Origin of the sequence: Rhodococcus sp. AQ5-07, from assembly GCF_009707305.1 — a bacterium.
Lineage (GTDB): Bacteria > Actinomycetota > Actinomycetes > Mycobacteriales > Mycobacteriaceae > Rhodococcus_F > Rhodococcus_F erythropolis.
The window spans coordinates 4,670,403-4,691,482 of sequence record NZ_CP046099.1 but is presented as its reverse complement, the minus strand read 5'-3'; the positions used below and the strand labels follow the sequence as shown (position 1 = coordinate 4,691,482).

Below are 21,080 nucleotides of genomic sequence, written 5' to 3'. Positions count from 1 at the left end.
GCCTGTCATGACTGATATTTCCGAGAAGACCGTCACCCACCCGGCTCCGCATCGCACCCATGCAGTGCTCAACCAGTCGGTACCGCGCACGGACGTCAACGAGTTCCAGCTCGATGCGGTCCTGGTCGAAGGCGTCGCGCGCCACGACGCCGATTGGGCCACAAGCGAACTCACCGACATTGGTGAACTGGTTGGCAGTGCTGGATTCCAGCACGACGCCGAGTTGGCCAACACGGTGATCCCCGAATTGAAGACCTTCGATCGCTGGGGAAACCGCATCGACGAGGTCGAATACCATCCGTCGTATCACCGGATCATCTCTGCTGCCGTTGCGCACGGTGCGCACACCTCTGCCTGGGCTGACCCGAAGCCGGGTGCCAACGTGGCTCGGGCCGCGGCATTCATGCTCTTCTCCCAGGTCGAACCGGGCCACGCGTGCCCGATCTCCATGACGCACGCCGTGATCCCCTCGCTCGAGCTGCAACCCGATGTAGCCGCCATCTGGACCCCGCGTGCCCTTTCTCGGAGCTACACCCCCGAGTTGGATGCTCCCGGAAAGGCATCCGCGATATTCGGAATGTCCATGACGGAAAAGCAGGGCGGCTCCGACGTGCGAGCCAACACGACCATCGCCAAGCCGGCCGGACGTGGCGGCCCGGGTGCGGACTACCTGCTCACCGGACACAAGTGGTTCTGCTCCGCGCCGATGTCCGACGCGTTCCTGGTTCTTGCTCAGGCCGAAGGTGCAGCCGGTGAGGGACTTTCCTGCTTCCTTCTCCCCCGCATCCTGCCCGACGGCACACGCAACATCTTCCGCATCCAGCGTCTGAAGAACAAGCTGGGCAACAAGTCCAACGCGTCGTCCGAGATCGAACTCGACGGCACCGTCGGCACCATGATCGGCGAACCGGGTCGTGGCGTGCGGACCATCATCGAAATGGTGTCCCAGACGCGACTCGACTGCATCCTCGGCAGCACGGCAGGTATGCGTCAGTCGGTCGCCGAAGCGGTGTGGCATGCACGGCACCGCAGCGCTTTCGGTGCCGTCCTGGCAGATCAGCCGGCGATGACGTCGGTGCTTGCCGATCTGGCTCTCGAATCCGAAGCCGCCACCATCACCGCACTGCGATTGGCTCGCGCGCAGGACGAGGACGCGGACGAGCAGGAAAAGGCGTTCCGCCGACTCGCGACGGCTGTTGCGAAGTACTGGATCTGCAAGCGCGGCCCGCACCACTCCTACGAGGCACTCGAGTGCCTGGGCGGCAACGGCTACACCGAGGACTTCCCGCTTGCCCGTCGCTACCGTGAGCAGCCCGTCATGGCCGTGTGGGAGGGGTCGGGCAACGTCATCGCGCTCGATGTCCTGCGCGCTATGACCCGTGAACCCGATTCCGTTGCCGCCTTCGACCACGAGGTCAACCTCGCTCGCGGCAACAACCCGGTCCTCGATCATCACCTCGATCGGGTACGACGCCAACTCGGTGAGCTCGCCACGATGGCACCCGCCGACGCCCAGCTCCGCGCTCGGACCGTCGTCGAGGCAATGGCGTTGGCGCTGCAGGCTTCGCTCATGGTGCGCCACTCCCCGGCCGCTTCGTCCGATGCGTTCATTGCCGCTCGCCTCGGCGCCGACCGTGGTCACGAGTACGGAACTCTGCCTGTGGGAACAGATTTCGCCGGAATTCTCGCGAGAGCCTAAGGCTGCTCCCTCAGTACCCTGGTGACGGTGTGTACTGCCGGCGTCGGATTGTTGGGCCGCCATGCCATCGCGATTTTCAGCGTGGGCGTGGCCCCGGCGATCGGCAGGTACACGACCCCGTCCATGGACAGATGCGCCGTCGACTCCACGACGACGGCGATCCCGACCCCCGCTCCGACCATGGCCAACAGGCTGTACGGATCGGGGGCTTCGTGCGCGACGGTGGGCGTGAAACCTGCTGTGGCGCAGACGGACAACGTCGCATCGCGCACCACCGAGCCGTGCTCGGCGGGATACATCACGAATCGCTCGGTTGCCAGGTCTTCCGGTGACACCGAGTCCCGGGTACTGAGGTGATGCCTGGCCGGAACCGCGACCATCAAGGTTTCCTCGCGCACAGTGTGAGTCTCGAATCCGCGCGGAATGGGCAGGCCGACTATGCCCATGTCGAGTGTTCCGCGTCGGAGAGCGTCGAGCACCTCACCCGAGTACATCTGCGGCCGTAGGTCCAGTTCGATTCCCGGATGGGAGTCGGCCAGCGATCGTGTGAGGGCCGACAGCACCGTGTAGCCGCCCGTTCCGCCGAAACCCACCGTGACACGGCCTGTTTCCCCGGTCGACGCCGCTGATGCGATATCCCGTACGACGGCGATCTGCGCTTCGATGATTCGTGCGGGCGTGACCAAGGCTTCGCCGGCTGCGGTCAATTGCACTGATCTGGTGGTCCGGACAAACAGGTCGGTGCCGAGTTCGCGCTCGAGCGCCCGAATTGTCTGGCTGAGCGGGGACTGCCCGATGTGGAGTCGCTCGGCGGCCCGGCCGAAATGAAGCTCGTCGGCGACTGCGAGAAACGCGCGCAGCTGACGCAATTCCATGTCGCTCCTCCCGGGTTTCATTTATGTGGTTCTTCCACATAAATGAGTCGAACTAAGTCTTGGACTCTACATGGATTTCGGACGATAGTGATTCACGCCTCACATTGCATCCCTTGGTGATGCCCGACGCGAGAATCAGGGAGAACCGTGGATCAACACCCAGGTCAAGACACCAATCCGCCTGAATACAACACCAAACAGGCACGCAAGGCCGGAATCACGGCGTTTGTCGGAACGACTATCGAGTGGTTCGACTTCTACATCTACGGAACCGCATCTGCCTTGGTGCTCGGCCCGCTGTTCTTCCCGGATGCGTCGCCGGCGGTGGGAACACTCGCAGCCTTCGCGACTTTTGCCGTGGGATTCGTGGCTCGTCCGGTCGGCGGAGTGGTGTTCGGTCATTTCGGAGACAAGTTCGGTCGCAAGAACGCCGTGATCATCACCCTCGCGCTCATGGGGTTGGGAACTGTCGGTGTCGGCCTCCTCCCTACGTACTCCCAGATCGGGATCTGGGCACCGATACTGCTTGTGGCACTGCGTGTTCTCCAGGGCATTGCCATGGGCGGCGAATGGGGTGGCGCCGTATTGATCGCCACAGAGTTCGCTCCCCCGAAGAAAAAGGTGCTCTACGGTGCGTTTGCGCAGCAGGGTTCACCGGTCGGCAACCTGCTCGCGACGCTGGCCTTCCTCGGCCTGACGTTGATGTCGGATTCCGTGTTCGAGTCGTGGGGTTGGCGTCTGCCGTTCCTCGGATCCGCAGCTTTGGTGATCGTCGCTCTCTACATCCGACTGCACATCTCCGAGACACCCGAGATGAAGAAGGCTGTTGCGGCACAGGAACGTACACGGATGCCGCTGGTCGAAGTGTTGCGTTCGCATCCCGTCGAACTTGCTCTCGGCGTCGGCGCTGTGGTTGCCGGTGTTGCCATCACGTACGTCAAGACAACCTTTGCGCTCTCTTGGGCGACAACGGATCTCGGCTTCGAGCGCAGTGACTTTCTCCTCGTGATCACCGTGGCACTGGTAGCCCAGGCGCTCGTACAGCCTTTCGGTGCTGTGCTGGCCACGCGGATCGATCCGTCGAAAGCGGTCCGTTGGATGCTGCTTCCGGAGATCGTGCTCCTACCACTGATGTTCGTGCTGGTTCAGACGGGCTCCGTGCCCTTGGCGATTCTGGGTATGGTCCTCGCGACGGCGCCTCACGCAATGTATTACGCCGCGTTGGCCGGCATCCTGGCGCAGGTTTTCCCCACCAATGTTCGGTATACCGGCATCTCTCTGTCGTACCAATTGTCGACAGCCGTATTTGCCGGAACGGCCCCGATGGTCAGCCAGTATCTGCTGACGCGAACCAACTCGATCTGGCCGGTCGTCGCTCTTGGGCTCGTGTATGTCGTTCTCTCCCTTGTCTGTATGACGGCACTGTTGCGCAGGAGTGCGCTGCACGCGCAAGGGCTGGAGTCGACGAGCTCCTCGAACATGACCGATGTTTCCACCCTGAAAGGCGTAGACCACTGATGAACTTTGCATACACCGACCCCGCTCTGACAGCGGTAGTGGACAGATGGACCGCCGGGGCGGACCGAGAGACGTTGAACGGATTGCTCGACCGACTGGGCCGAGATGCCGCCGGCCGTTTGTCCGAGCTTGCCGACATCGCAGACAAGAACCCGCCGGTGCTGCAGCAATTCGACAAGGCCGGTGACCGCGTCGACCGGATTTCCTATCACCCGGCCTACCTGGAACTGTGCCGGGCGGCGTACAACGAGTACGGCCTGTCCGCCATGTCGCACCGAAAAGGGTTGCACGGATGGGACTCCGTGCATCCGCCACTCGCGAAGTACCTCGCGTCGTACATCTTCGTGCAGGCAGAGTTCGGGCTGGCCTGCCCGGTGTCGATGACAGATGCTGCTGCGCGGACCCTGCGTATGTTCGGTGATCCGGCCGTGTTCTCGCCCTGGATCGACGCGTTGACGTCGACGGACCCCGAGCAGGCGAAGACGGGTGCGATGTTCATGACCGAGATTCAGGCAGGCACCGACATCGCCTGCACCGAAACACGCGCCGAGCGCGACGGTGACGGATGGGTTCTGACGGGCAAGAAGTGGTTCGCCTCCAACCCGGATGCCGATGTGATCATCACCCTCGCGAGATTCCCGGGCGGACAGGATGGTTCGACGCGTGGAGTTGGAATGTTCATGGTGCCCAAGACCTTGGGATCCGGCGAGCGCAACAACCTCACGATCGATCGTCTCAAGGACAAGCTGGGTACGCGTTCGATGCCGAGCGGCGAGGTGACGCTGAACCGCGCGCACGCACTCCAGGTCGGTGAACTCGATCGAGGGTTCCGCCAGATGGCGGAGATGGTCAACACGTCTCGCCTGTCCAATGCGATGCGTTCGAGCGCTCTCATGCGCCGAGCAGTCCGCGAAGCCGTCGAACATTCGAAGAGTCGAGTCGTGTTCGGTAAGAAGCTCTTCGACCAGCCGCTGATGCGGGCGACGCTTCTTCCCCTTGCACTCGATGCCGAGGCTTCGCTGGCCCTGGTCGCGTACAGCGCACAGTGTCTTCAGGCAGCAGACGGCGGCGACGAACAGGCGCGCGCACTGATCAGGGTACTGACGCCGATCGCCAAACACTTTGTCTGCAAACGCGCGCGGGTGGTCACCGGCGAGGCCATGGAGGTGCGCGGAGGAAACGGCTACATCGAGGATTGGGCGAACGCGCGACTAGTGCGGGATGCCCACTTGGGCTCGATCTGGGAGGGCTCGAGCAACGTCATTGCGCTGGACGTACTTCGGTGCCTGCGCAAGTTCAACTCGCACCGCACGGTCGCGGGAGCTATGACGGACATCCTGTCCACCGTCGGACCGGATTGCGAAGCCGGGGCCGGAGTTCTGTTGCGGCGCTGGGAGGAACTGGTAGAGGAAGGAGATCGTCTGATCTCCGGATCTGACGATGCCGCCCAGGCCGCCAGCGCAAAGTATGCCGACGAGCTCGCTCGTGCCGTCATGGCGACCCTGCTTTTCGATCTTGCGGATCACGGCATCCGACACGGTAATGGGTACCGGTCACTGCTGGTGGCTAATTCCTACCTGGCCGGTCTTGCCGGGAAGGTGCCGTCGGCTGCGCTCGGCAATCTCGACGTGATCACCGACGGCGGTGACGTCGAGCTGGATGATGCACGTGACGTCGTAGCCGAGTTCCTCTCTGTAGCAGGTGGTCATCGGTGAACTCTCCAACAGGCCCCACACCCCTCGCCGGTGTCCGTGTTCTGGATCTGTCGAAGATCCTTGCCGGGCCGTACGCAACCATGTCGCTTGCCGATCTCGGTGCCGACGTCACCAAGATCGAACACCCTGAAGGCGGCGACCCCACGCGTTCGTGGGGGCCTCCCTTCGTCGGGGTAGATGCCGCCTACTACCTCGCGATCAACCGCGGTAAGAAGTCGGTCACGATCGACCTCAAGTCCACCGAAGGACAGGAGATCATCCACCGCATGCTCGAAGAGACCGATGTAGTCGTGGAGAACTTCAAGCCGGGCAGCGGATTACAGAAGATCTTCGACTACCAGGCACTGTCCGAGCGATACCCGCATCTGATCACCCTGCACATCTCTGCCTTCGGTGAAGAAGGACCGCTGCGCGACGAACCGGGGTACGACATGATCGCGCAGGCCGCGGGTGGGCTCATGTCGCTCACCGGTGAACCGGGTGGTGCTCCGATGAAATCCGGGTTTGCGTTGGGAGACTTGGGCGCAGCGCTTTTCGGTCTGGTCGGTGTCCTGGCCGCATTGGTCGAACGAGGCCGGACCGGACGCGGACAGTACGTGACCACGTCGCTGTACGAGTGCCAACTCGCGATGCACGTGAACTGGGCGACCAGTTACTTTGCCACCGGTGAGCGCCCGACTGCGTTGGGCTCCGGTCATCCGAATCTTGCTCCGTATCAAGCATTTCCTGCCAGCGACGGGTACTTCGTCATCGCTGTCGGCAACGACGCGATGTGGGCGTCGCTGTGCGAGGCCATCGGAAGGAGTGAACTGGTCACCGATCCGCGTTTCGTCCACAACCGCGACAGGGTGGAGAACCGCGAGAGTCTGGAACGAGAACTCACCAGCGCCTTCACATCGGAAACCGTCGAACACTGGTGCGCTCTTCTCGCCGAACGCGCCGTGCCGGTGTCACCGATCCGCCATCTCGACGAGATCTACTCCGATCCCCACACCGCCGCGCTCGGAATGGTCGGAACCGTCGACCATCCGACGCTCGGACCGTTGAAGCAAGTGGCCTTTCCGGTCAACTTCTCCGGCCAGAGGCCACGTCTGACGTCGGCGCCGCCCGTTCTCGGCGCCGACAACGACGAAGTCCTTGGTACCGCTCAGGCCAGCCCGCTCAACGCAGGCGGTGTGTTGTCGTCGCGCCAAGCGATGGCCTCGGCAAGCGTCGTGAGGTCGTAGTCCGGTCCGCTGACGCCGACGGTGAAGAGCGAGACACCGTCGGCGACCAGGTCAGCAGCATTCTCGAGCCCAGGCCACGGAACCGAGTGCTCTACTTCCAGCGGGTTCCGGCCTACGTCGGCGCAATGGTCGGAGAGGATGCCTGACTTGCGCAGGTGTGTCTCGCGGTCACCGAAGCTGTGCCAGACGTCGGCGTACTCGGCGACCAAGCGCAGGGTCTTCTTCTCGCCGCCACCGCCGATGAGGACCGGGATGTTGCGCGTCGGCGGCGGGTTGCCCTTCGCCAGGCGGCCCGTGATGCGGGGGAGGTATTCGCCCAGCAGTTTCAGCCGTGAACCGGGAGTGCCGAAGTCGTATCCGAACTGGTCGTAGTCCTTCTCGAACCAGCCGGCACCGATGCCGAGGATCAGGCGTCCGCCGCTGATGTGGTCGACGGTTCGCGCCATGTCGGCGAGCAGATCCGGATTGCGGTAGCCACCACCGGTGACCAGGGCGCCGATTTCGACGCGTTCGGTCTGCTCGGCCCAGGCGCCGAGCATGGTCCAGCATTCGAAGTGGGCGCCGTCGGGATCGCCGGTCAACGGGTAGAAGTGGTCCCAGTTGAAGACGATGTCCACCCCGGCGTCCTCGGACCGCAAGACGGCGTCGCGTATCAACCCGTAATCGGGTGCGTGCTGGGGTTGGAGTTGAACACCGATGCGTACCGGACGAGTCATGCCACGCTCCTGACGAGAGGAATGGTTGTCTTCTCCCATCATGGCCGGGTGTGCGCGGTACCGCTACCGCCGCCGTCGGTGACGGGTTTGCCCGCACTTGTACCCACCCCTTTTCGAGCGAACGGTACCTTCGGCGCCTTAGATCGACTGAACGTGCCGTTCGCTCACAAAGGGGGGCGGGCAAAAAGGGGGGGGCAGGCAAGAACAGGGGTGGTCTGCCCACAGCAGACAGGCGGGGCCGCGGCACTGCCGCGCCGGTAGGAATGGATTCATGACTACTGAAGTGCCCACCGATACCGGCTACCGTGACCTGTTGACAGACAGGCTCTTCCGACAGCGAACCATTCTGCTCACCGGCGAGGTCAACGACGCCATGGCCGAACGTGTGTGTTCGGAACTGGTGCTCCTCGCCACCACCGACCCCAAGCGCGACATCGTGCTCTACATCAATTCACCCGGCGGATCGGTGTTTGCCGGGCTGGCCATCTACGACACGATGAAGCTCATCCCCAACGACGTCGTGACGGTCGCGATGGGCTTCGCCGCCAGCATGGGCCAGGTGCTTCTCTGCTCCGGCACCCACGGCAAGCGAATCAGCCTGGCGCACAGCCGCATCATGATGCACCAACCTTCGGCGGGTATCGGTGGCACTGCGGTGGACATTGCGATCCAGGCCGAGAGTCTCGAGCTGATGAAGCGTCAATCGCAGGAAATCCTCGCCGCCGAAACGGGCCGGACCGTCGAAGAGATCGAGACCGACAGCGATCGGGATCGCTGGTTCACCGCCGAGCAGGCGCGCGAGTACGGAATCGTCGACCGCGTCGTGACGTCCTTCGCCGAGATCGCACCGCAAGCCACCTTCCCCAAGATCGGATTGTGACGTCATGTCCCAGTACACGATTCCCAGTGTCATCGAGCGAACACCGACGGGTGAGCGATCTTTCGACATCTTCAGCAGGCTGCTCAACGAACGCATCGTCTTTCTCGGCACAGAGATCGACGACGGCGTCGCCAATGTCGTGATGGCTCAGATGCTGCATCTGCAGGCCGACAACCCGGATCGCGAAATCGGTTTGTACATCAACTCTCCCGGCGGTTCCACCACGGCGATGCTCGCGATCTACGACACCATGCAGTTCTTGAAACCGACGATTTCGACGTACTGCATGGGTCAAGCGGCTTCGGCTGCTGCAGTGCTTCTGGCCGCAGGCACTCCGGGCCATCGGCATGTTCTTGCCCATTCGCGGGTGCTGCTGCATCAACCGTCGACGCAAGGTAGCGGCACCATCTCGGACCTCGCGCTTCAAGCAGCCGAGATCCTGAGAATCCGGGAGCAGACCGAGGCGATTCTGAGTAAGCACACCGGTCAGAGCGTCGAGCGGCTCCGCAAGGACACCGATCGAGACAGGATCTTCACTGCCGACGACGCTATCTCCTACGGACTGGCTGACACCCTCATCGAAGGGAACTGATCAGGCTGCCATCAGGACGGGACCGGAGATCGGTGCGGGAGAATGTCCGAAGGTGAGGGAGTTGAGCGCAACGATCCTGTTGCCCGCTCGGAACAGCAGGTGCTCGAGCGGCATCCCGAGCGCTTCGCAGATGGCGCGCAGAATTTCCGACGACGGTTCCTTCTTGCCCCGTTCGATCTCGGAGAGGTACTGCTTCGACATCCCGACCTTTGCGGCTACGTCGTCGAGAGTTCGGTCCTGATCGCGTCTGACCTCCCGCAGCACTCGTCCGTAGGCTTCACGAATCAGCGGGGGTTTGCGCACGGCGACAGCCGGATCGGGGAGTTCCGACTCACCCTTGACCAGGACCAGTCTGCGCGGCGCATCCATAGGCCGAGTATTCCAGCCGACCGGTTCGCACACCACCCGGTTCACCGAGGGCTGACATCTAGTCCGTTCGAACACCACCGGCAAGAAACATCGCTCGAAGAACGAAGGTCGCCTCGGGTCCGATGATCTCGCCGACAAGGCTCGTATAGCGGTCGACGAACTCGGGCCCGTGGGAGGCCTCGTCGGAAGTGGGGTCGCCGAGGTGGTGCGCAAGTTCGTGCAAGACAACGAATTCGCGTAGCGCCCACCGGCCGTCACGGTCGTCCGGGACGGCGATGACGTCGTTCGAGTAGTGAGCGGCGGCATTGCCGGCGCGGGAGCGTACGGACACCGGAATGGTTGCGCGAGGCCAGGTCGCGAGTACCCAGTTCAGCCCGAGTAGCTGATCGCAGTACGCCTGGACCGACTCGACGGAACCGAATTTGCGCTCGACCGGCAACGTGATGGTGGAACCCATGACCTCGACGCTCCGAAGTCCGCGCTCGTCGGCGCGATCGAACATGGTGCGCACCAACGTCTCTGCCTCGTAGACGGCGTTCCGCTGCGTATCCCTCACGAGTCGAGCTGCCCGCGCACCCCGCCGATCTCCGGAAGGTTTCCCAGACGTGCGGAGCGCGCCGCCCGATCACCCGCTCGTCGAGCATGCGAGGAATGCCCGGCACTCGCGCGGCCACCGCCCCGCCACGTCCCACGTGCCTGGGAGTTGGACGAGTAGTAGTCCTTGAGCTCGATTTCCTTGTTGCGCAGCACGAGTGCGGTTTCCGAAGACGACGTGGCAGATTCTGCGATCGCCGCCTTCTCCGTCTCCTGCTTCGTCTCGGCTAACCGAGCACCGATCCGGGACGCGTACGCCATCTGGAAGTTCAGGCGCGCCGTCACTCCGGCCACCGGCTTGCGGACCTGCGTGCTGACGCGTCGTCGTCCACGAGTTTCGACGACGGTCCGCACGGATGTTTCGCCGCGGTACGCCCCGGAGCGCACGTACGCGTCGGAGTCACGGACCATCTGGAAGAGCAGGCTCGAGTACAGCGCTTCGCACACGTCGATGTCACCGGCGAAGCCGTAGGCGTAGATGACGGCCGACGTCTGCGCGATGTCGCACTGTACGTCGTTGGCAGCGGCGATCGCGATGAACAACTGGGCGTACGTTCGCAGCCCGCGCTTGCCCGGTTCGCCGATGGTGATGAGCCGCTGAGTGGGTGTCGCACGTTTTTCCGAGGACGCGGTGTGCGCCCGCGCGACCGCCAGGTCGATCGCGGAACCGGTGGCCAACCGCTGCGCGGCGGCCATGAAGGCTTCACCTTCGTGTGGATTGTCGGTGGACTCCGCTTGGCGAAGCAGCGCACCGATGCGGGTCAGCATCTTCTCCGAACTCACCGTGAAAGACTACGCTCGCGCGCCGACACGGACGTTTATGCTGCTAGCGCACACGCTCACCCTCAACTTGGATCGTCCGGCACGTTCCTGCCGGTAGAAGGGATCAACCCCGTCATGGCTTCAGTGACTTTCGAGAGCACCACCTGCCTGTTCCCCGGATCGAACACCCCGGCAGTGGACAAGCTCGACCTCGAGATCGAGGACGGCGAGTTCCTCGTCCTCGTCGGACCATCCGGCTGCGGAAAGTCGACCACCCTGCGCATGCTCGCCGGGCTCGAAGACGTCCACAGCGGGCGCATCCTCATCGGCGACCGCGACGTCACCGGTCAGGAACCGAAAGAGCGCGACATCGCGATGGTCTTCCAGAACTACGCGCTGTACCCGCACATGTCGGTGGCCGAGAACATGGGTTTTGCGCTCAAGCTCGCCGGAACCAACAAGACGGAGATCCGCGCCCGCGTCGAAGAGGTCGCGAAGATGCTCGATCTCGAGCCGTACCTCGACCGCAAGCCCAAGGCGCTGTCCGGTGGCCAGCGTCAGCGAGTTGCGATGGGCCGCGCCATCGTCCGCCAGCCGCAGGTCTTCCTCATGGACGAGCCCCTCTCGAACCTCGACGCGAAACTCCGTGTTCAGACGCGCACGCAGATCGCTCAGCTGCAACGACGCCTCGCGACGACGATGGTCTACGTGACCCACGACCAGGTCGAGGCCATGACGATGGGTGACCGCGTCGCCGTCCTCGAAAAGGGAATCCTGCAGCAGTGCGCCTCGCCGCGTGAGCTCTACAACAAGCCGAAGAACGTCTTCGTTGCCGGCTTCATGGGTTCACCCGCGATGAACCTGTTCACCCTCCCCGTCGTCGACGGCGGCGTCGCATTCGGTGACGGGATCGTTCCCGTTCCGCGCGAGACGATGAACGGTGTCGTCGAAACCGAGGTTGTTCTGGGTATTCGCCCCGAGCACCTCGAGATCGCCGCCGAAGGCTTGCCGATGGAGGTCGACGTCGTCGAGGAACTCGGTTCCGACGCCTACGTCTACGGACGCACCACGATCGGCGGACGGTTGCAGCAGATCGTTTCGCGTGGTGACTGGCGCAACCCGCCGCAGAAGGGCGAGCGAGTCAACCTGCGCGTCGACCCTGAGAAGGTGCACATTTTTGCCACCACCGACGGGCGTCGCCTGGGTTAGGTGGACCTGTCAAACGACACATGACCGATTCAGGTTCGGCGTAATACCCACAAGTAGGGGTGTCTCGTGCCACAGTAGGGGCCGATGCCGGGAGCCGGCACCCATGGCGCATGCCGTGAGCCGGCTCTCGGTGACCGTCTATTTGTCATACACATACGGGGAGCGAATCCATGGTTCTGAACTCGAAGGCGATGCGCCGCGCTGCAATTGCAGCCACGGCAGCGTCCATGCTGGTACTGGCAGGCTGCTCGTCCGATTCGGACAAGGACAGCGGAACCAGCACCACGGCCGCATCCGGGGGATCGTCCTCGAGCGAAGGCCGCGGACCCATCACGATCGTCGAGGGGCAGGATGCCCTGAACGAGGCGCTCGAAAACATCATCACCGACTGGAATGCGGAGCATCCGGACGAGAAGGTCACGCTCAAGCCGCTGGCCAAGGAAGCCAACGCGCAGGTCGACGACATCACCCAGCGCATGCAGGCCAAGAGCGACGAGTACGACCTCATCGGCGTCGACGTCGTCAACACGGCTCAGTTCGCCGCAAACGGCTGGCTGCTGCCGCTCGAGGGTGACCTCGCGATCGACGAGTCCGGCCTCCTGCCGTCGACCGTCGCTTCGGGCACCTACAACGGCAAGCTCTACGCAGCGCCGAAGAACACCAACGCCGCGTTCCTGTACTACCGCAAGGACCTCGTCGAGAAGGCTCCCACCACGTGGGCCGAGCTCAAGGAAAACTGCCCGAAGGCTGTCGAAGCCGGCATCTCCTGCTACATCGGTCAGTTCAAGAACTACGAGGGCCTGACGGTCAACACCACCGAGATCACCAACGCTTTCGACGGCCCGTGGGTCGGCCCGGACGGACTCACCCCGGCCATCGACGACAAGACGAAGGCAGGCGTTCAGTCGATCGTCGACAACTTCGCCGACAACACCATTCCGCAGGAAGCACTGACCTACTCCGAAGGCGAGTCGCAGACCGCGTTCGGTGACGGCAAGGCACTCTTCATGCGCACGTGGTCCGGCTTCTCGGTCGACGGTGAGAAGACCTCGGTTGCCGGCAAGTACGGCTACACCGTTCTTCCGGGTGTCGACGGACCGGGCGCTTCGACCGTCGGCGGCTACAACGTCGGCATCAGCGCGTACTCCGACGCGCCGGCAACGGCTCGTGACTTCCTCGAGTTCATGCAGACCAAGAAGTCGCAGACGTACTTCACCGAGGTCGGCGGCGCACCCGTCCTCTCGGCTGTCTACGACGACCCGGCAGTGCTCGCTCAGTTCCCGTACTTCGCGACCCTGAAGGAAGCACTCGCTACCGCTCAGCCGCGCCCCGTCACGCCGTACTACACGCAGGTGTCGAAGTCGATCTCCGACAACACCTACGCTGCTATTCGCGGCGAGAAGACCGTCGAGCAGGCTTTGGCGGACACCAAGGCCGGCATCGAAACCGCGGGTAACTGATCTACCAGGAGCAATAAGCAATGGCAGAACCGCAGGATCCTTCCGCGGCTGTGCCTACCAACCCCACGGTCGGGGCCGGTTCAACCGGTCCCGACCGTTCGGGCGTTGGTGGGAGACACCGTGCACCGGAACCGCTAGAAGAGCCGTCGGCATCCGAGGCAGCAGGGACATCCCTGACCAAGGTTCTGCCTGACCTTGCAGCTACTCCACCCCCACCGACCTCGCCCCCGCCTGCGTCGGCCGACAAGCCGAAGAAGCGTCGACGAGTTCCGGTGTGGGCGTTCGTCGCACCGTCGCTGATCGTTCTCGCCGTCATCATTCTGTATCCGCTCGGACGAGCGATCTGGATGTCGATGCACAGCGACGGCAAGAAGCTCGACCCCGAGACCGGCATGTTCGTCACCGGTCAGTTCACGTGGTTCGAGAACTACAAGAACTGGATCACCCAGTCCTGCAACACCGCCAACGGCTCGATTCCCTGCCCGCCCGGCACGCTCGGATCGCAGTTCTGGCAGTCGATCGGAAATACGTTCGGCTTCACCGTCGTCACCGTTCTGCTCGAGACGGTGATCGGTCTGTCGATGGCGCTGATCATGGCCAAGACGTTCCGCGGCCGCGGTTTGCTCCGCGCCTCCGTGCTGATTCCCTGGGCCATCCCCACCGCCGTCACCGCGAAGCTGTGGTTCTTCATCTTCGCGAACGACGGCATTGCCAACAAGATCCTCGGCACCAACATCCTGTGGACGGCGGATCCCTGGCCGGCACGATTCGCGATCGTCGTCGCCGACGTCTGGAAGACCGCGCCGTTCATGGCGTTGCTGATTCTCGCGGGTCTGCAGATGATTCCCGCCGACGTCTACGAGGCCGCCAAGGTCGACGGCGCGACGGCCTGGCAGCGATTCCGCATGATCACGCTTCCGCTGGTCAAGCCCGCACTCATGGTGGCCGTGCTCTTCCGCACGATGGACGCGCTGCGCATGTACGACCTGCCCGCGATCATGATGGGATCCAATCCCGCCACCTCCACCATCTCGGTTCTGGTGGTCGATCAGATGCGCGTCGGCGCTAATTCGGCTTCGGCCCTGTCCACCATCACGTTCCTCATCATCTTCGCTGTGGCCTTCATCCTGGTCCGATTCCTCGGAGCCAATGCGGTCAGCACGCAGGAAAAGCAGCGGAAGGGGGAGCCGGTATGAACAAGGCACTACGCGGCAAGATCGGCACCTACATCGGCGTCGTACTGATCATCGTGTGGGGACTCGCTCCCTGCTACTGGATGATCGTGACGGCGTTGCGCGACCCGGCTGACACGTTCTCGACGTCGCTGTGGCCCACCAATCTCACGCTGTCGAACTTCACCGCGGCGCTCGATCCCGACGCGAAGGTGAACTTCACCCGGGCACTGATGAACAGCCTCATCATCGCGGGTGCGACCACGCTGATCGCCTTGGTCATCGGTGTGTTCACGGCGTACGCGCTCTCGCGATTCGATTTCCGTGGCAAATACTTCGTCACCGGAATCATCCTCGGCGCGTCCATGTTTCCGGTCGTCGCCCTCGTGACCCCGCTGTTCCAGTTGTTCACCGACATCGGCTGGATCGGCAGCTACAAAGCGCTGATCATCCCGAACATCTCGTTCGTGCTGCCGCTGACGGTCTACACGCTGACGTCGTTCTTCTCTGAACTTCCGTGGGAGCTCGAAGAAGCGGCGCGTATCGACGGCGCCACCCGTGGCCAGGCGTTCCGTCTGATCATGCTGCCGCTCGCCGCGCCGGCACTGTTCACCACCGCGATTTTGGCTTTCATCGCAACGGTCAACGAGTACCTGCTCTCGCTGCAACTCTCTAGTGACAAAACCGCGCCCGTCACGGTGGCGATGGCCAAATTCTCCGGAACCGACCCATTCGTCACGCCGTACACCTCGATCATGGCCGGCGGAACCCTTGTGATGATCCCGCTGGTCATCATGGTTCTCATCTTCCAGCGACGCATCATCGCCGGTCTGACCGCAGGCGGCGTCAAGTCGTGATGCGCGCCTGCGCGCGGTTTCGATGAGGCGGGCTTCGCGCGCCCAGCGCATGGAGCTGATCGCCGGCTTCATCTCGGTCTTCGCCCTCATGGCGTTGATCGGCGCTGTGGTCGCGATCGTCAAGGGCGACCCCGGCGTGATGCCGTCTTTGGTGCTGCTCGGTTGCGTCGTCGCTCTCGGGCTGGCGTTCCGCGGATATCGGAACGCGGTCCGAGCAGAACGTCGCGAGTAGCCAGCCCGGTAGGGTGACATTTCGGTATCGCAGTTGCCGGGAGTTATCTGATCGAGATATCACCCTGGTGGAATGGTGCCGGTAAGTCCGGATCCACGACCGGGAGTGTTGAGTGAGTCCATCGAACAGATCGAGTGCGACGGGTGGCGATCAGTCGTCGGCTCGATCGGGCAAGTCGGCTAATTCCCCACGGTCGAGCAAGTCGGCCAAGCCGGAGAAGAAGCAGCGCTCCAAGTGGCGGTACGTCCGGCGGACCATCTACGTTCTCGTGCTCCTGATGATCATCGTGCCTGCGTCGGTTTTTGCTGTCGCGTACAGCCGGACCGATGTCCCGCGCCCCTCGGACATGCAGACCAATCAGGTGTCCACCATCTACATGGCCGACGGCACGACCGTGCTCGGCAAGGTGGTGCCGGCGGAGGGAAACCGCACCGAGGTCGCGTTGTCGGCCATCCCGATTCACGTCCGCGATTCGGTGCTCTCGGCGGAGGATCGCAACTTCTACACCAACCCCGGCTTCTCGATCTCCGGATTTGCTCGCGCTGCCCGAGACAACGTGATGGGCAAGGAAAGCGCCGGCGGTGGCTCGACGATCACTCAGCAATACGTGAAGAACGTCTTGGTCGGTGACAAGCGCAGTATCGACAGGAAGCTGCGTGAGCTTGTCATCTCCGCCAAGATGGCGCGCGAATGGTCCAAGGACGACATCCTTGCCGCGTATCTCAACACCATCTACTTCGGTCGCGGTGCCTACGGTATCGCCGCCGCGTCGAACGCGTACTTCGACAAGCCGGTCAGTGAGCTGAGCGTCGAGGAAGGCGCAGTTCTCGCTTCCGTCATCCAGAGCCCGTCGTTCCTGGACCCCGAGACCAATCTGTCCGCACTGCAAGCGCGCTGGGACTACGTTCTCAACGGCATGGTGGAACTGGGCAGCCTGACCAAGACGGATCGCGACGCGATGCAGTTCCCGGCTGTCGCCCCCGCCAATCGGCCGACCGATCTGAACCAGGCGCCCGGACCCGAAGGCCACATCAAGACTCAGGTACTCAAGGAACTGGCCGAGGCCGGTATCAGCGACCAGACGCTGAACACCGCTGGTCTGCAAATCACGACAACCATCGACCCGGTTGCGCAGGAAGCTGCGCTGGGCGCCGTCAAGCGGAATCTCGACGGTGAACCGGAAGACCTGCGGACCGCAGTAGTGTCCATCGACCCCAAGACCGGTGGCGTCGACGCCTATTACGGCGGTGACGACGGAGCCGGCTTCGACTACGCCCAGGCGCCGCTGCAAACCGGTTCAGCGTTCAAGGTCTTCGGCTTGGTCGCAGCATTGATGGAAGACATTCCGCTGTCCGCACGGTTCGACAGTTCACCGCTCACGATCAACGGTGTGACCATCGGAAACGTCGGAGGCGAATCCTGTGGTCGATGCACCATCGCCGAGGCACTCAAGCGTTCGCTGAACACCAGCTTCTACCGGTTGATGCTCTCGATGGAGAACGGTGCCCAGAAGATCGCCGACGCCGCCCATCTGGCCGGCATCCCCGAACAGATTCCCGGACTCGACTACCCGACGCTCACACAGGAGGGTGGCCCGCCGGAGAACGGAATCGTGCTCGGCCAGTATCAGTCTCGTGTTATCGACATGGCATCCGCGTACGCGACGCTCGCCAACTCCGGTGTGTACCAGCAGCCGCACTTCATCCAGAAGGTCGTGACGGCCGAAGGTGAAGTCCTGCTCGATCGCCCGGTCTCTCCCGGTGAGCGTCGTCTCGATGCTGCCGTTGCCGACAACATCACGCAGGCAATGCTGCCGATCGCGTCGTACTCGAACGGTCACGCGCTCGCCGGTGGACGCCCGTCTGCTGCCAAGACCGGCACCGCGCAGTTGGGTGACACGGGGCAGAACAAGGATGCGTGGATGGTCGGTTACACGCCGTCGCTGTCCACCGCGGTGTGGATCGGAACTTCCGACGCGCAGGCCATCACCAACTCCTACGGTGGTTTGATCTACGGCTCCGGAGTGCCTGCGGACATTTGGAAGAGCACGATGGACGGCGCGTTGAAGGGCTCCGACTGGGAGAGCTTCCCGTGGCCCGACCCCATCGGCGGGCAGGCCGGCGTTCCCGCCAACTCCGGTGTGACCTCGGGTGACGGGACGGGCACGCCCACGACGGGCGCGGCCGCTCCCCCAGCACCCATCGAGGTGCCCGGCCTGCCGCCGATCGAAGTGCCGCAGCTTCCCCAGTTGCCGCGTCAGATCGAGATCTTGCCTGGCATCGTCATCCCGCTACCGGGCTGAGCCGTAGCGCTCGATTTCCGGGTCTCAGGCCTGATCGTCGAAGAGGCCGAGCTGGGTCGGCGCTGCATCCTTGGCGGGAAGTACAACGACGCGCAGTCCGCGCCTGAGGTTGCGGATCGCGTGCGTCCACGCGCGCTTTTCGCCCGCGCACAGGTCGGTGTCGTCGTCCTTGCGCCGGATGGACTCGGTCAACGCCTCGTGCCAGGCCGTCTCCTGCTCCTGGCTGATCCTCAGGTAGTCGAGAATGGTGTCGCGGTCGTGCTCACAGATCACGGCAACCTCTTCGGCGCTGAGCTCGCCCGTTCCGTCCGCGTCGAGTTCGAGGAGGGCCATGAGTGCCGGAGGAAATTCGTGGCACTCGTGTGATTCGTATTCGGCACCGGGATCTTCGTGCTCGGAGGCCATCCCGTCGTTGAAGGCGGTGTCTCCGGTTGCACGAATGGGTTGCCCGCCCAGTTCTTCGGCGAGTTCGTCGGATGCTTCGGCCAATTCGGCGAACGAGCGCAGAGCCCGCAGGAGGTGCTCGGCGACGAAGGGTGCCCCGTCTACGCGGACCACGCCCAGCACACTCTGCTCGACGAGAATGAGTTTGATGGTCGGCCACTGCCGATTGAGCTGGGCGAGAACAACAGCAGCGTTATCGACGTTCTCCACCGAATGCACGACCCGCGAGAACACCTCCACGTACTCGTCGTCCTCGAGGACACGAACATAGGTGACCTGCTCACCGCGGACCAGCGGGATGTCGCCGTCGTCGTCACGTTTGGGCGGATGACCGAGAAGGCGTTCGACGGCCCCGTCGACCAGGATCCGCAGCATGTCACCCGAACCCGAGGGAGCGTGCGACGGCGTCGTGGCGAACGCCGGCGTCGACTCGCGTCCACTGGTGCTGGCACGCAGGAACGACGGGTGCGCAATGCTCCACATCTCGCGGAAGACACGCAACACCTTTGTCACCAGTTCCTCGGGACGAGTGCGGTCGACGTCGATGTAGAAGGACATGGACCCGTTGCCCTCGGGCTCGTGCTCGCACAGATCGGGAGCGCTGAACCCCATGTCGAGCAGCGCTGAATGGTCTTCCGGTTCGAGCATCCGCAGTGGATGCAGAAACCTGTTGGAAGGGACTTCACAGCGCACGGAGGTCTGGTTCCACGCGAAGAACTGGATGCACGCGGGTGCGTCTGCCAGTTCGTCCATGCTGTCGTAATGCGACTCCACCACGAGAGTGTCGTCGTCCTCCATCACGGAGATGTAGCGAGCGAGATGAGTCTCGAAAGTAGTCCAGGCACTCAGGATTTCCAGATCGAAAGTATTGTCCGACATCGTCGCTCCTCTGGTCCGGGGGGCGCATGGGGCCCTACCGACGACTCGCCGAAACCCCTGCTTTTCAAACCCCGCCTACGACGGTAGTCCCGGGGTCCGACAGTGACCATTGGACGAAGAAGAAGGAGGATCGCGATATCCCTGACAGTGCAGCGATATCACCTATTGCGGCTCGTAGTGTCGGATTCGGTGGGTGTATGCGATCGTCTGACGAATCTCCTCCAGCGACGACGGTGCTGCTCCGCGAGAACGAGCTTGGACCAAGATGTTTCCCAGCGCCGTTGCCTCGACGGGCCCAGCAGTGACAGGGAGACCTGATTCGTCGGCGGTGAGCTGGCAGAGCAGCGAATTCTGCGAGCCCCCGCCGACGATTGCAATCGTCTCGACTTTCGCTCCGGCGAGTTCTCCGGCTGTGTGCACAGTGTGTCGGTACGCGCTTGCTAATGAGTCGAGAATGCAGCGGGTCACCTCGGCCGGCGTTGCCGACGTCGACAGCCCCGCGGCGTCGCTGATCCGTACAGGCATGTCGCCCGGCGCGATGAACTTCACGTCGTCGACGTCGATTCGTTTCGTTGACGGACCCACTCCTCTCGCTTCCTCGAGCAGTTGGTGCAGCTCCAACTGCCTACCCTCTCGAGCCCACGATCGTAGGGACTCCTGAAGCAGCCACAGCCCGCCGACGTTGCGTAGGAATCGCGTTCGCCCGTCCACGCCTCGTTCGTTCGTGAAATTAGCGCGGCGTGCGTCTTCGGTGACAACCGGGCGTGCGAGTTCGAGACCAGCCAACGACCAGGTGCCGCTCGAAATGTACGCGAATCGCGTGCCGGAGGCGGGAACCGCGACCACTGCGGATGCAGTGTCGTGCGAGCCGACGGTCGTCACGACAGTGGACGGTGAAAGTCCGGTGAACCGAACAACTTCGGGCCGAATCGTGCCTCGTTGCGAACCTGGTTGGTCGAGTGTCGGGAAAAGCGTCTCTGAAATACCGAGATTCTCGAACAACTCCGTTGCCCACCGGCCGGTGTGCACGTCGAGTAAACCGGTTGTCGATGCGTTCGTCGATTCGGTACGGAGTTGTCCGGTGAGCCAGTACGCCAACAAGTCGGGTATGAGCACGATGTGTGCTGTTCGCCCCCAGTCGGGCGATCGCTGTTCGGCGGCAAGTTGGTAGACGGTGTTGAACGGTAGGAACTGCAACCCGTTGACGGTGTACATCGCCTGCGGATCGACGCGTGCGTGCACATCGTCGATCACGGCGTCAGTTCGGTTGTCGCGGTAAGAAATCGGTTCGGACAGCAAGTTTCCGTTCGCGTCGAGTAGGCCGTAGTCGACGGCCCAGGTGTCGATTCCGATCGACTCGACACTCGGAAAGGATGCAGCGAGAGCGCGCAGACCGGCGAGCACCTCACCGTAGAGATCAGTGAGGCTCCAGCGTAGGTGCCCGTCCACCGCGCTCGCGCCGTTGGCGAAACGATGAACGACGTGCAGTGTAGTAGTGCCCGCGTCGATCACGCCGGCGATCACTCGACCACTCGAAGCCCCTATGTCGACCGCTGCGAAGATTCTGGCCGTCACCGGT

At 63.1% G+C, this 21,080-nt stretch carries 19 protein-coding genes; 12 read left to right on the top strand and 7 right to left on the bottom strand.

Features of this window, described 5'->3' with window-relative positions; genetic code table 11:
• The first annotated feature begins 7 nt into the window (after positions 1–7).
• The gene (locus GJB56_RS21890) at positions 8–1,699 is read left to right on the top strand and encodes an acyl-CoA dehydrogenase family protein (protein WP_113682858.1); all 1,692 of its coding nucleotides are present in this window, start codon (positions 8–10) and stop codon (positions 1,697–1,699) included.
• Here GJB56_RS21890 and GJB56_RS21885 read toward each other — a convergent pair.
• Positions 1,696–2,574: a LysR family transcriptional regulator gene (locus GJB56_RS21885; protein WP_031333904.1), complete on the bottom strand. Its 879-nt coding sequence runs from the start codon at positions 2,572–2,574 to the stop codon at positions 1,696–1,698. The genes GJB56_RS21890 and GJB56_RS21885 overlap by 4 nt on opposite strands.
• A 147-nt stretch (positions 2,575–2,721) precedes the next feature.
• On the opposite strand from GJB56_RS21885, the gene GJB56_RS21880 reads away from it, so the two are divergent.
• From GJB56_RS21880 to GJB56_RS21870, 3 genes are read left to right on the top strand one after another with little or no spacing between them, the layout of a single operon-like run.
• Positions 2,722–4,092, top strand: a complete 1,371-nt coding sequence (locus tag GJB56_RS21880; RefSeq protein ID WP_047889988.1) for an MFS transporter — start codon at positions 2,722–2,724, stop codon at positions 4,090–4,092.
• The gene (locus GJB56_RS21875; RefSeq protein WP_113682857.1) at positions 4,092–5,807 is read left to right on the top strand and encodes an acyl-CoA dehydrogenase family protein; all 1,716 of its coding nucleotides are present in this window, start codon (positions 4,092–4,094) and stop codon (positions 5,805–5,807) included. Before GJB56_RS21880 ends, GJB56_RS21875 begins: the two co-directional genes overlap by 1 nt.
• Complete coding sequence (locus GJB56_RS21870) at positions 5,804–7,033, top strand: CaiB/BaiF CoA transferase family protein (protein ID WP_113682856.1); 1,230 nt, start codon at positions 5,804–5,806, stop codon at positions 7,031–7,033. The genes GJB56_RS21875 and GJB56_RS21870 overlap by 4 nt, the downstream gene beginning before the upstream one ends.
• On the opposite strand, the gene GJB56_RS21865 is transcribed toward GJB56_RS21870, so the two are convergent.
• The gene (locus GJB56_RS21865; RefSeq protein WP_020971420.1) at positions 6,955–7,749 is read right to left on the bottom strand and encodes an LLM class F420-dependent oxidoreductase; all 795 of its coding nucleotides are present in this window, start codon (positions 7,747–7,749) and stop codon (positions 6,955–6,957) included. The genes GJB56_RS21870 and GJB56_RS21865 overlap by 79 nt on opposite strands.
• Before the next feature lie 271 nt (positions 7,750–8,020).
• Here GJB56_RS21865 and GJB56_RS21860 point away from each other — a divergent pair, with 271 nt between their 5' ends.
• Together GJB56_RS21860 and GJB56_RS21855 are read left to right on the top strand one after the other, a co-directional pair.
• The gene (locus tag GJB56_RS21860) at positions 8,021–8,629 is read left to right on the top strand and encodes a ClpP family protease (RefSeq protein WP_113682855.1); all 609 of its coding nucleotides are present in this window, start codon (positions 8,021–8,023) and stop codon (positions 8,627–8,629) included.
• Positions 8,630–8,633: 4 nt separating this feature from the next.
• Positions 8,634–9,221: an ATP-dependent Clp protease proteolytic subunit gene (locus GJB56_RS21855; protein ID WP_003945993.1), complete on the top strand. Its 588-nt coding sequence runs from the start codon at positions 8,634–8,636 to the stop codon at positions 9,219–9,221.
• Here the strand turns inward: GJB56_RS21855 and GJB56_RS21850 are convergent, their stop codons facing one another.
• From GJB56_RS21850 to GJB56_RS21840, 3 genes are read right to left on the bottom strand one after another with little or no spacing between them, the layout of a single operon-like run.
• Positions 9,222–9,590: a helix-turn-helix domain-containing protein gene (locus GJB56_RS21850; protein WP_003946041.1), complete on the bottom strand. Its 369-nt coding sequence runs from the start codon at positions 9,588–9,590 to the stop codon at positions 9,222–9,224.
• Between the two features lie 58 nt (positions 9,591–9,648).
• Positions 9,649–10,092 carry a TIGR04338 family metallohydrolase gene (locus GJB56_RS21845; RefSeq protein WP_229757343.1) on the bottom strand — a complete coding sequence of 148 codons (444 nt, stop codon included), beginning with the start codon at positions 10,090–10,092 and terminating at the stop codon, positions 9,649–9,651.
• Between the two features lie 50 nt (positions 10,093–10,142).
• Complete coding sequence (locus GJB56_RS21840) at positions 10,143–10,967, bottom strand: DUF2786 domain-containing protein (RefSeq protein ID WP_113682854.1); 825 nt, start codon at positions 10,965–10,967, stop codon at positions 10,143–10,145.
• 114 nt (positions 10,968–11,081) lie between these two features.
• On the opposite strand from GJB56_RS21840, the gene GJB56_RS21835 reads away from it, so the two are divergent.
• From GJB56_RS21835 to GJB56_RS21810, 6 genes are all read left to right on the top strand, one after another.
• Entirely contained in the window at positions 11,082–12,155 is a 1,074-nt protein-coding gene (locus GJB56_RS21835) for an ABC transporter ATP-binding protein (RefSeq protein ID WP_003946073.1), read from the top strand.
• Between the two features lie 170 nt (positions 12,156–12,325).
• Positions 12,326–13,615, top strand: a complete 1,290-nt coding sequence (locus GJB56_RS21830) for an ABC transporter substrate-binding protein (protein WP_003946022.1) — start codon at positions 12,326–12,328, stop codon at positions 13,613–13,615.
• Between the two features lie 20 nt (positions 13,616–13,635).
• Positions 13,636–14,811, top strand: coding sequence for a carbohydrate ABC transporter permease (locus GJB56_RS21825; RefSeq protein WP_020971415.1), 1,176 nt, complete (start codon positions 13,636–13,638; stop codon positions 14,809–14,811).
• Positions 14,808–15,644 carry a carbohydrate ABC transporter permease gene (locus tag GJB56_RS21820; protein WP_019746113.1) on the top strand — a complete coding sequence of 279 codons (837 nt, stop codon included), beginning with the start codon at positions 14,808–14,810 and terminating at the stop codon, positions 15,642–15,644. Before GJB56_RS21825 ends, GJB56_RS21820 begins: the two co-directional genes overlap by 4 nt.
• Before the next feature lie 22 nt (positions 15,645–15,666).
• Positions 15,667–15,876 (top strand): hypothetical protein, encoded by a 210-nt coding sequence (locus GJB56_RS21815; protein WP_019746112.1) that lies wholly within the window; start codon positions 15,667–15,669, stop codon positions 15,874–15,876.
• Between the two features lie 112 nt (positions 15,877–15,988).
• A complete protein-coding gene (locus tag GJB56_RS21810) occupies positions 15,989–18,178 on the top strand; it encodes a transglycosylase domain-containing protein (RefSeq protein WP_041815441.1) in 2,190 nt (729 codons plus the stop codon).
• Between the two features lie 24 nt (positions 18,179–18,202).
• Here GJB56_RS21810 and GJB56_RS21805 read toward each other — a convergent pair whose 3' ends face one another.
• Complete coding sequence (locus GJB56_RS21805; protein WP_020909759.1) at positions 18,203–19,501, bottom strand: T3SS (YopN, CesT) and YbjN peptide-binding chaperone 1; 1,299 nt, start codon at positions 19,499–19,501, stop codon at positions 18,203–18,205.
• Positions 19,502–19,663: 162 nt separating this feature from the next.
• Positions 19,664–21,076: a rhamnulokinase gene (locus GJB56_RS21800; protein WP_113682907.1), complete on the bottom strand. Its 1,413-nt coding sequence runs from the start codon at positions 21,074–21,076 to the stop codon at positions 19,664–19,666.
• Positions 21,077–21,080 lie beyond the last annotated feature (4 nt).

Excerpts from the sequence above, each read along its gene's own strand:
- GJB56_RS21845 (WP_229757343.1), bottom strand. The coding sequence starts at position 10,092 with ATGTTCGATCGCGCCGACGAGCGCGGACTTCGGAGCGTCGAGGTCATG.
- GJB56_RS21890 (WP_113682858.1), top strand. The coding sequence starts at position 8 with ATGACTGATATTTCCGAGAAGACCGTCACCCACCCGGCTCCGCATCGC.
- GJB56_RS21805 (WP_020909759.1), bottom strand. The coding sequence starts at position 19,501 with ATGTCGGACAATACTTTCGATCTGGAAATCCTGAGTGCCTGGACTACT.
- GJB56_RS21815 (WP_019746112.1), top strand. The coding sequence starts at position 15,667 with ATGAGGCGGGCTTCGCGCGCCCAGCGCATGGAGCTGATCGCCGGCTTC.
- GJB56_RS21835 (WP_003946073.1), top strand. The coding sequence starts at position 11,082 with ATGGCTTCAGTGACTTTCGAGAGCACCACCTGCCTGTTCCCCGGATCG.
- GJB56_RS21825 (WP_020971415.1), top strand. The coding sequence starts at position 13,636 with ATGGCAGAACCGCAGGATCCTTCCGCGGCTGTGCCTACCAACCCCACG.
- GJB56_RS21830 (WP_003946022.1), top strand. The coding sequence starts at position 12,326 with ATGGTTCTGAACTCGAAGGCGATGCGCCGCGCTGCAATTGCAGCCACG.
- GJB56_RS21865 (WP_020971420.1), bottom strand. The coding sequence starts at position 7,749 with ATGACTCGTCCGGTACGCATCGGTGTTCAACTCCAACCCCAGCACGCA.
- GJB56_RS21875 (WP_113682857.1), top strand. The coding sequence starts at position 4,092 with ATGAACTTTGCATACACCGACCCCGCTCTGACAGCGGTAGTGGACAGA.
- GJB56_RS21820 (WP_019746113.1), top strand. The coding sequence starts at position 14,808 with ATGAACAAGGCACTACGCGGCAAGATCGGCACCTACATCGGCGTCGTA.
- GJB56_RS21850 (WP_003946041.1), bottom strand. The coding sequence starts at position 9,590 with ATGGATGCGCCGCGCAGACTGGTCCTGGTCAAGGGTGAGTCGGAACTC.
- GJB56_RS21855 (WP_003945993.1), top strand. The coding sequence starts at position 8,634 with ATGTCCCAGTACACGATTCCCAGTGTCATCGAGCGAACACCGACGGGT.
- GJB56_RS21860 (WP_113682855.1), top strand. The coding sequence starts at position 8,021 with ATGACTACTGAAGTGCCCACCGATACCGGCTACCGTGACCTGTTGACA.
- GJB56_RS21885 (WP_031333904.1), bottom strand. The coding sequence starts at position 2,574 with ATGGAATTGCGTCAGCTGCGCGCGTTTCTCGCAGTCGCCGACGAGCTT.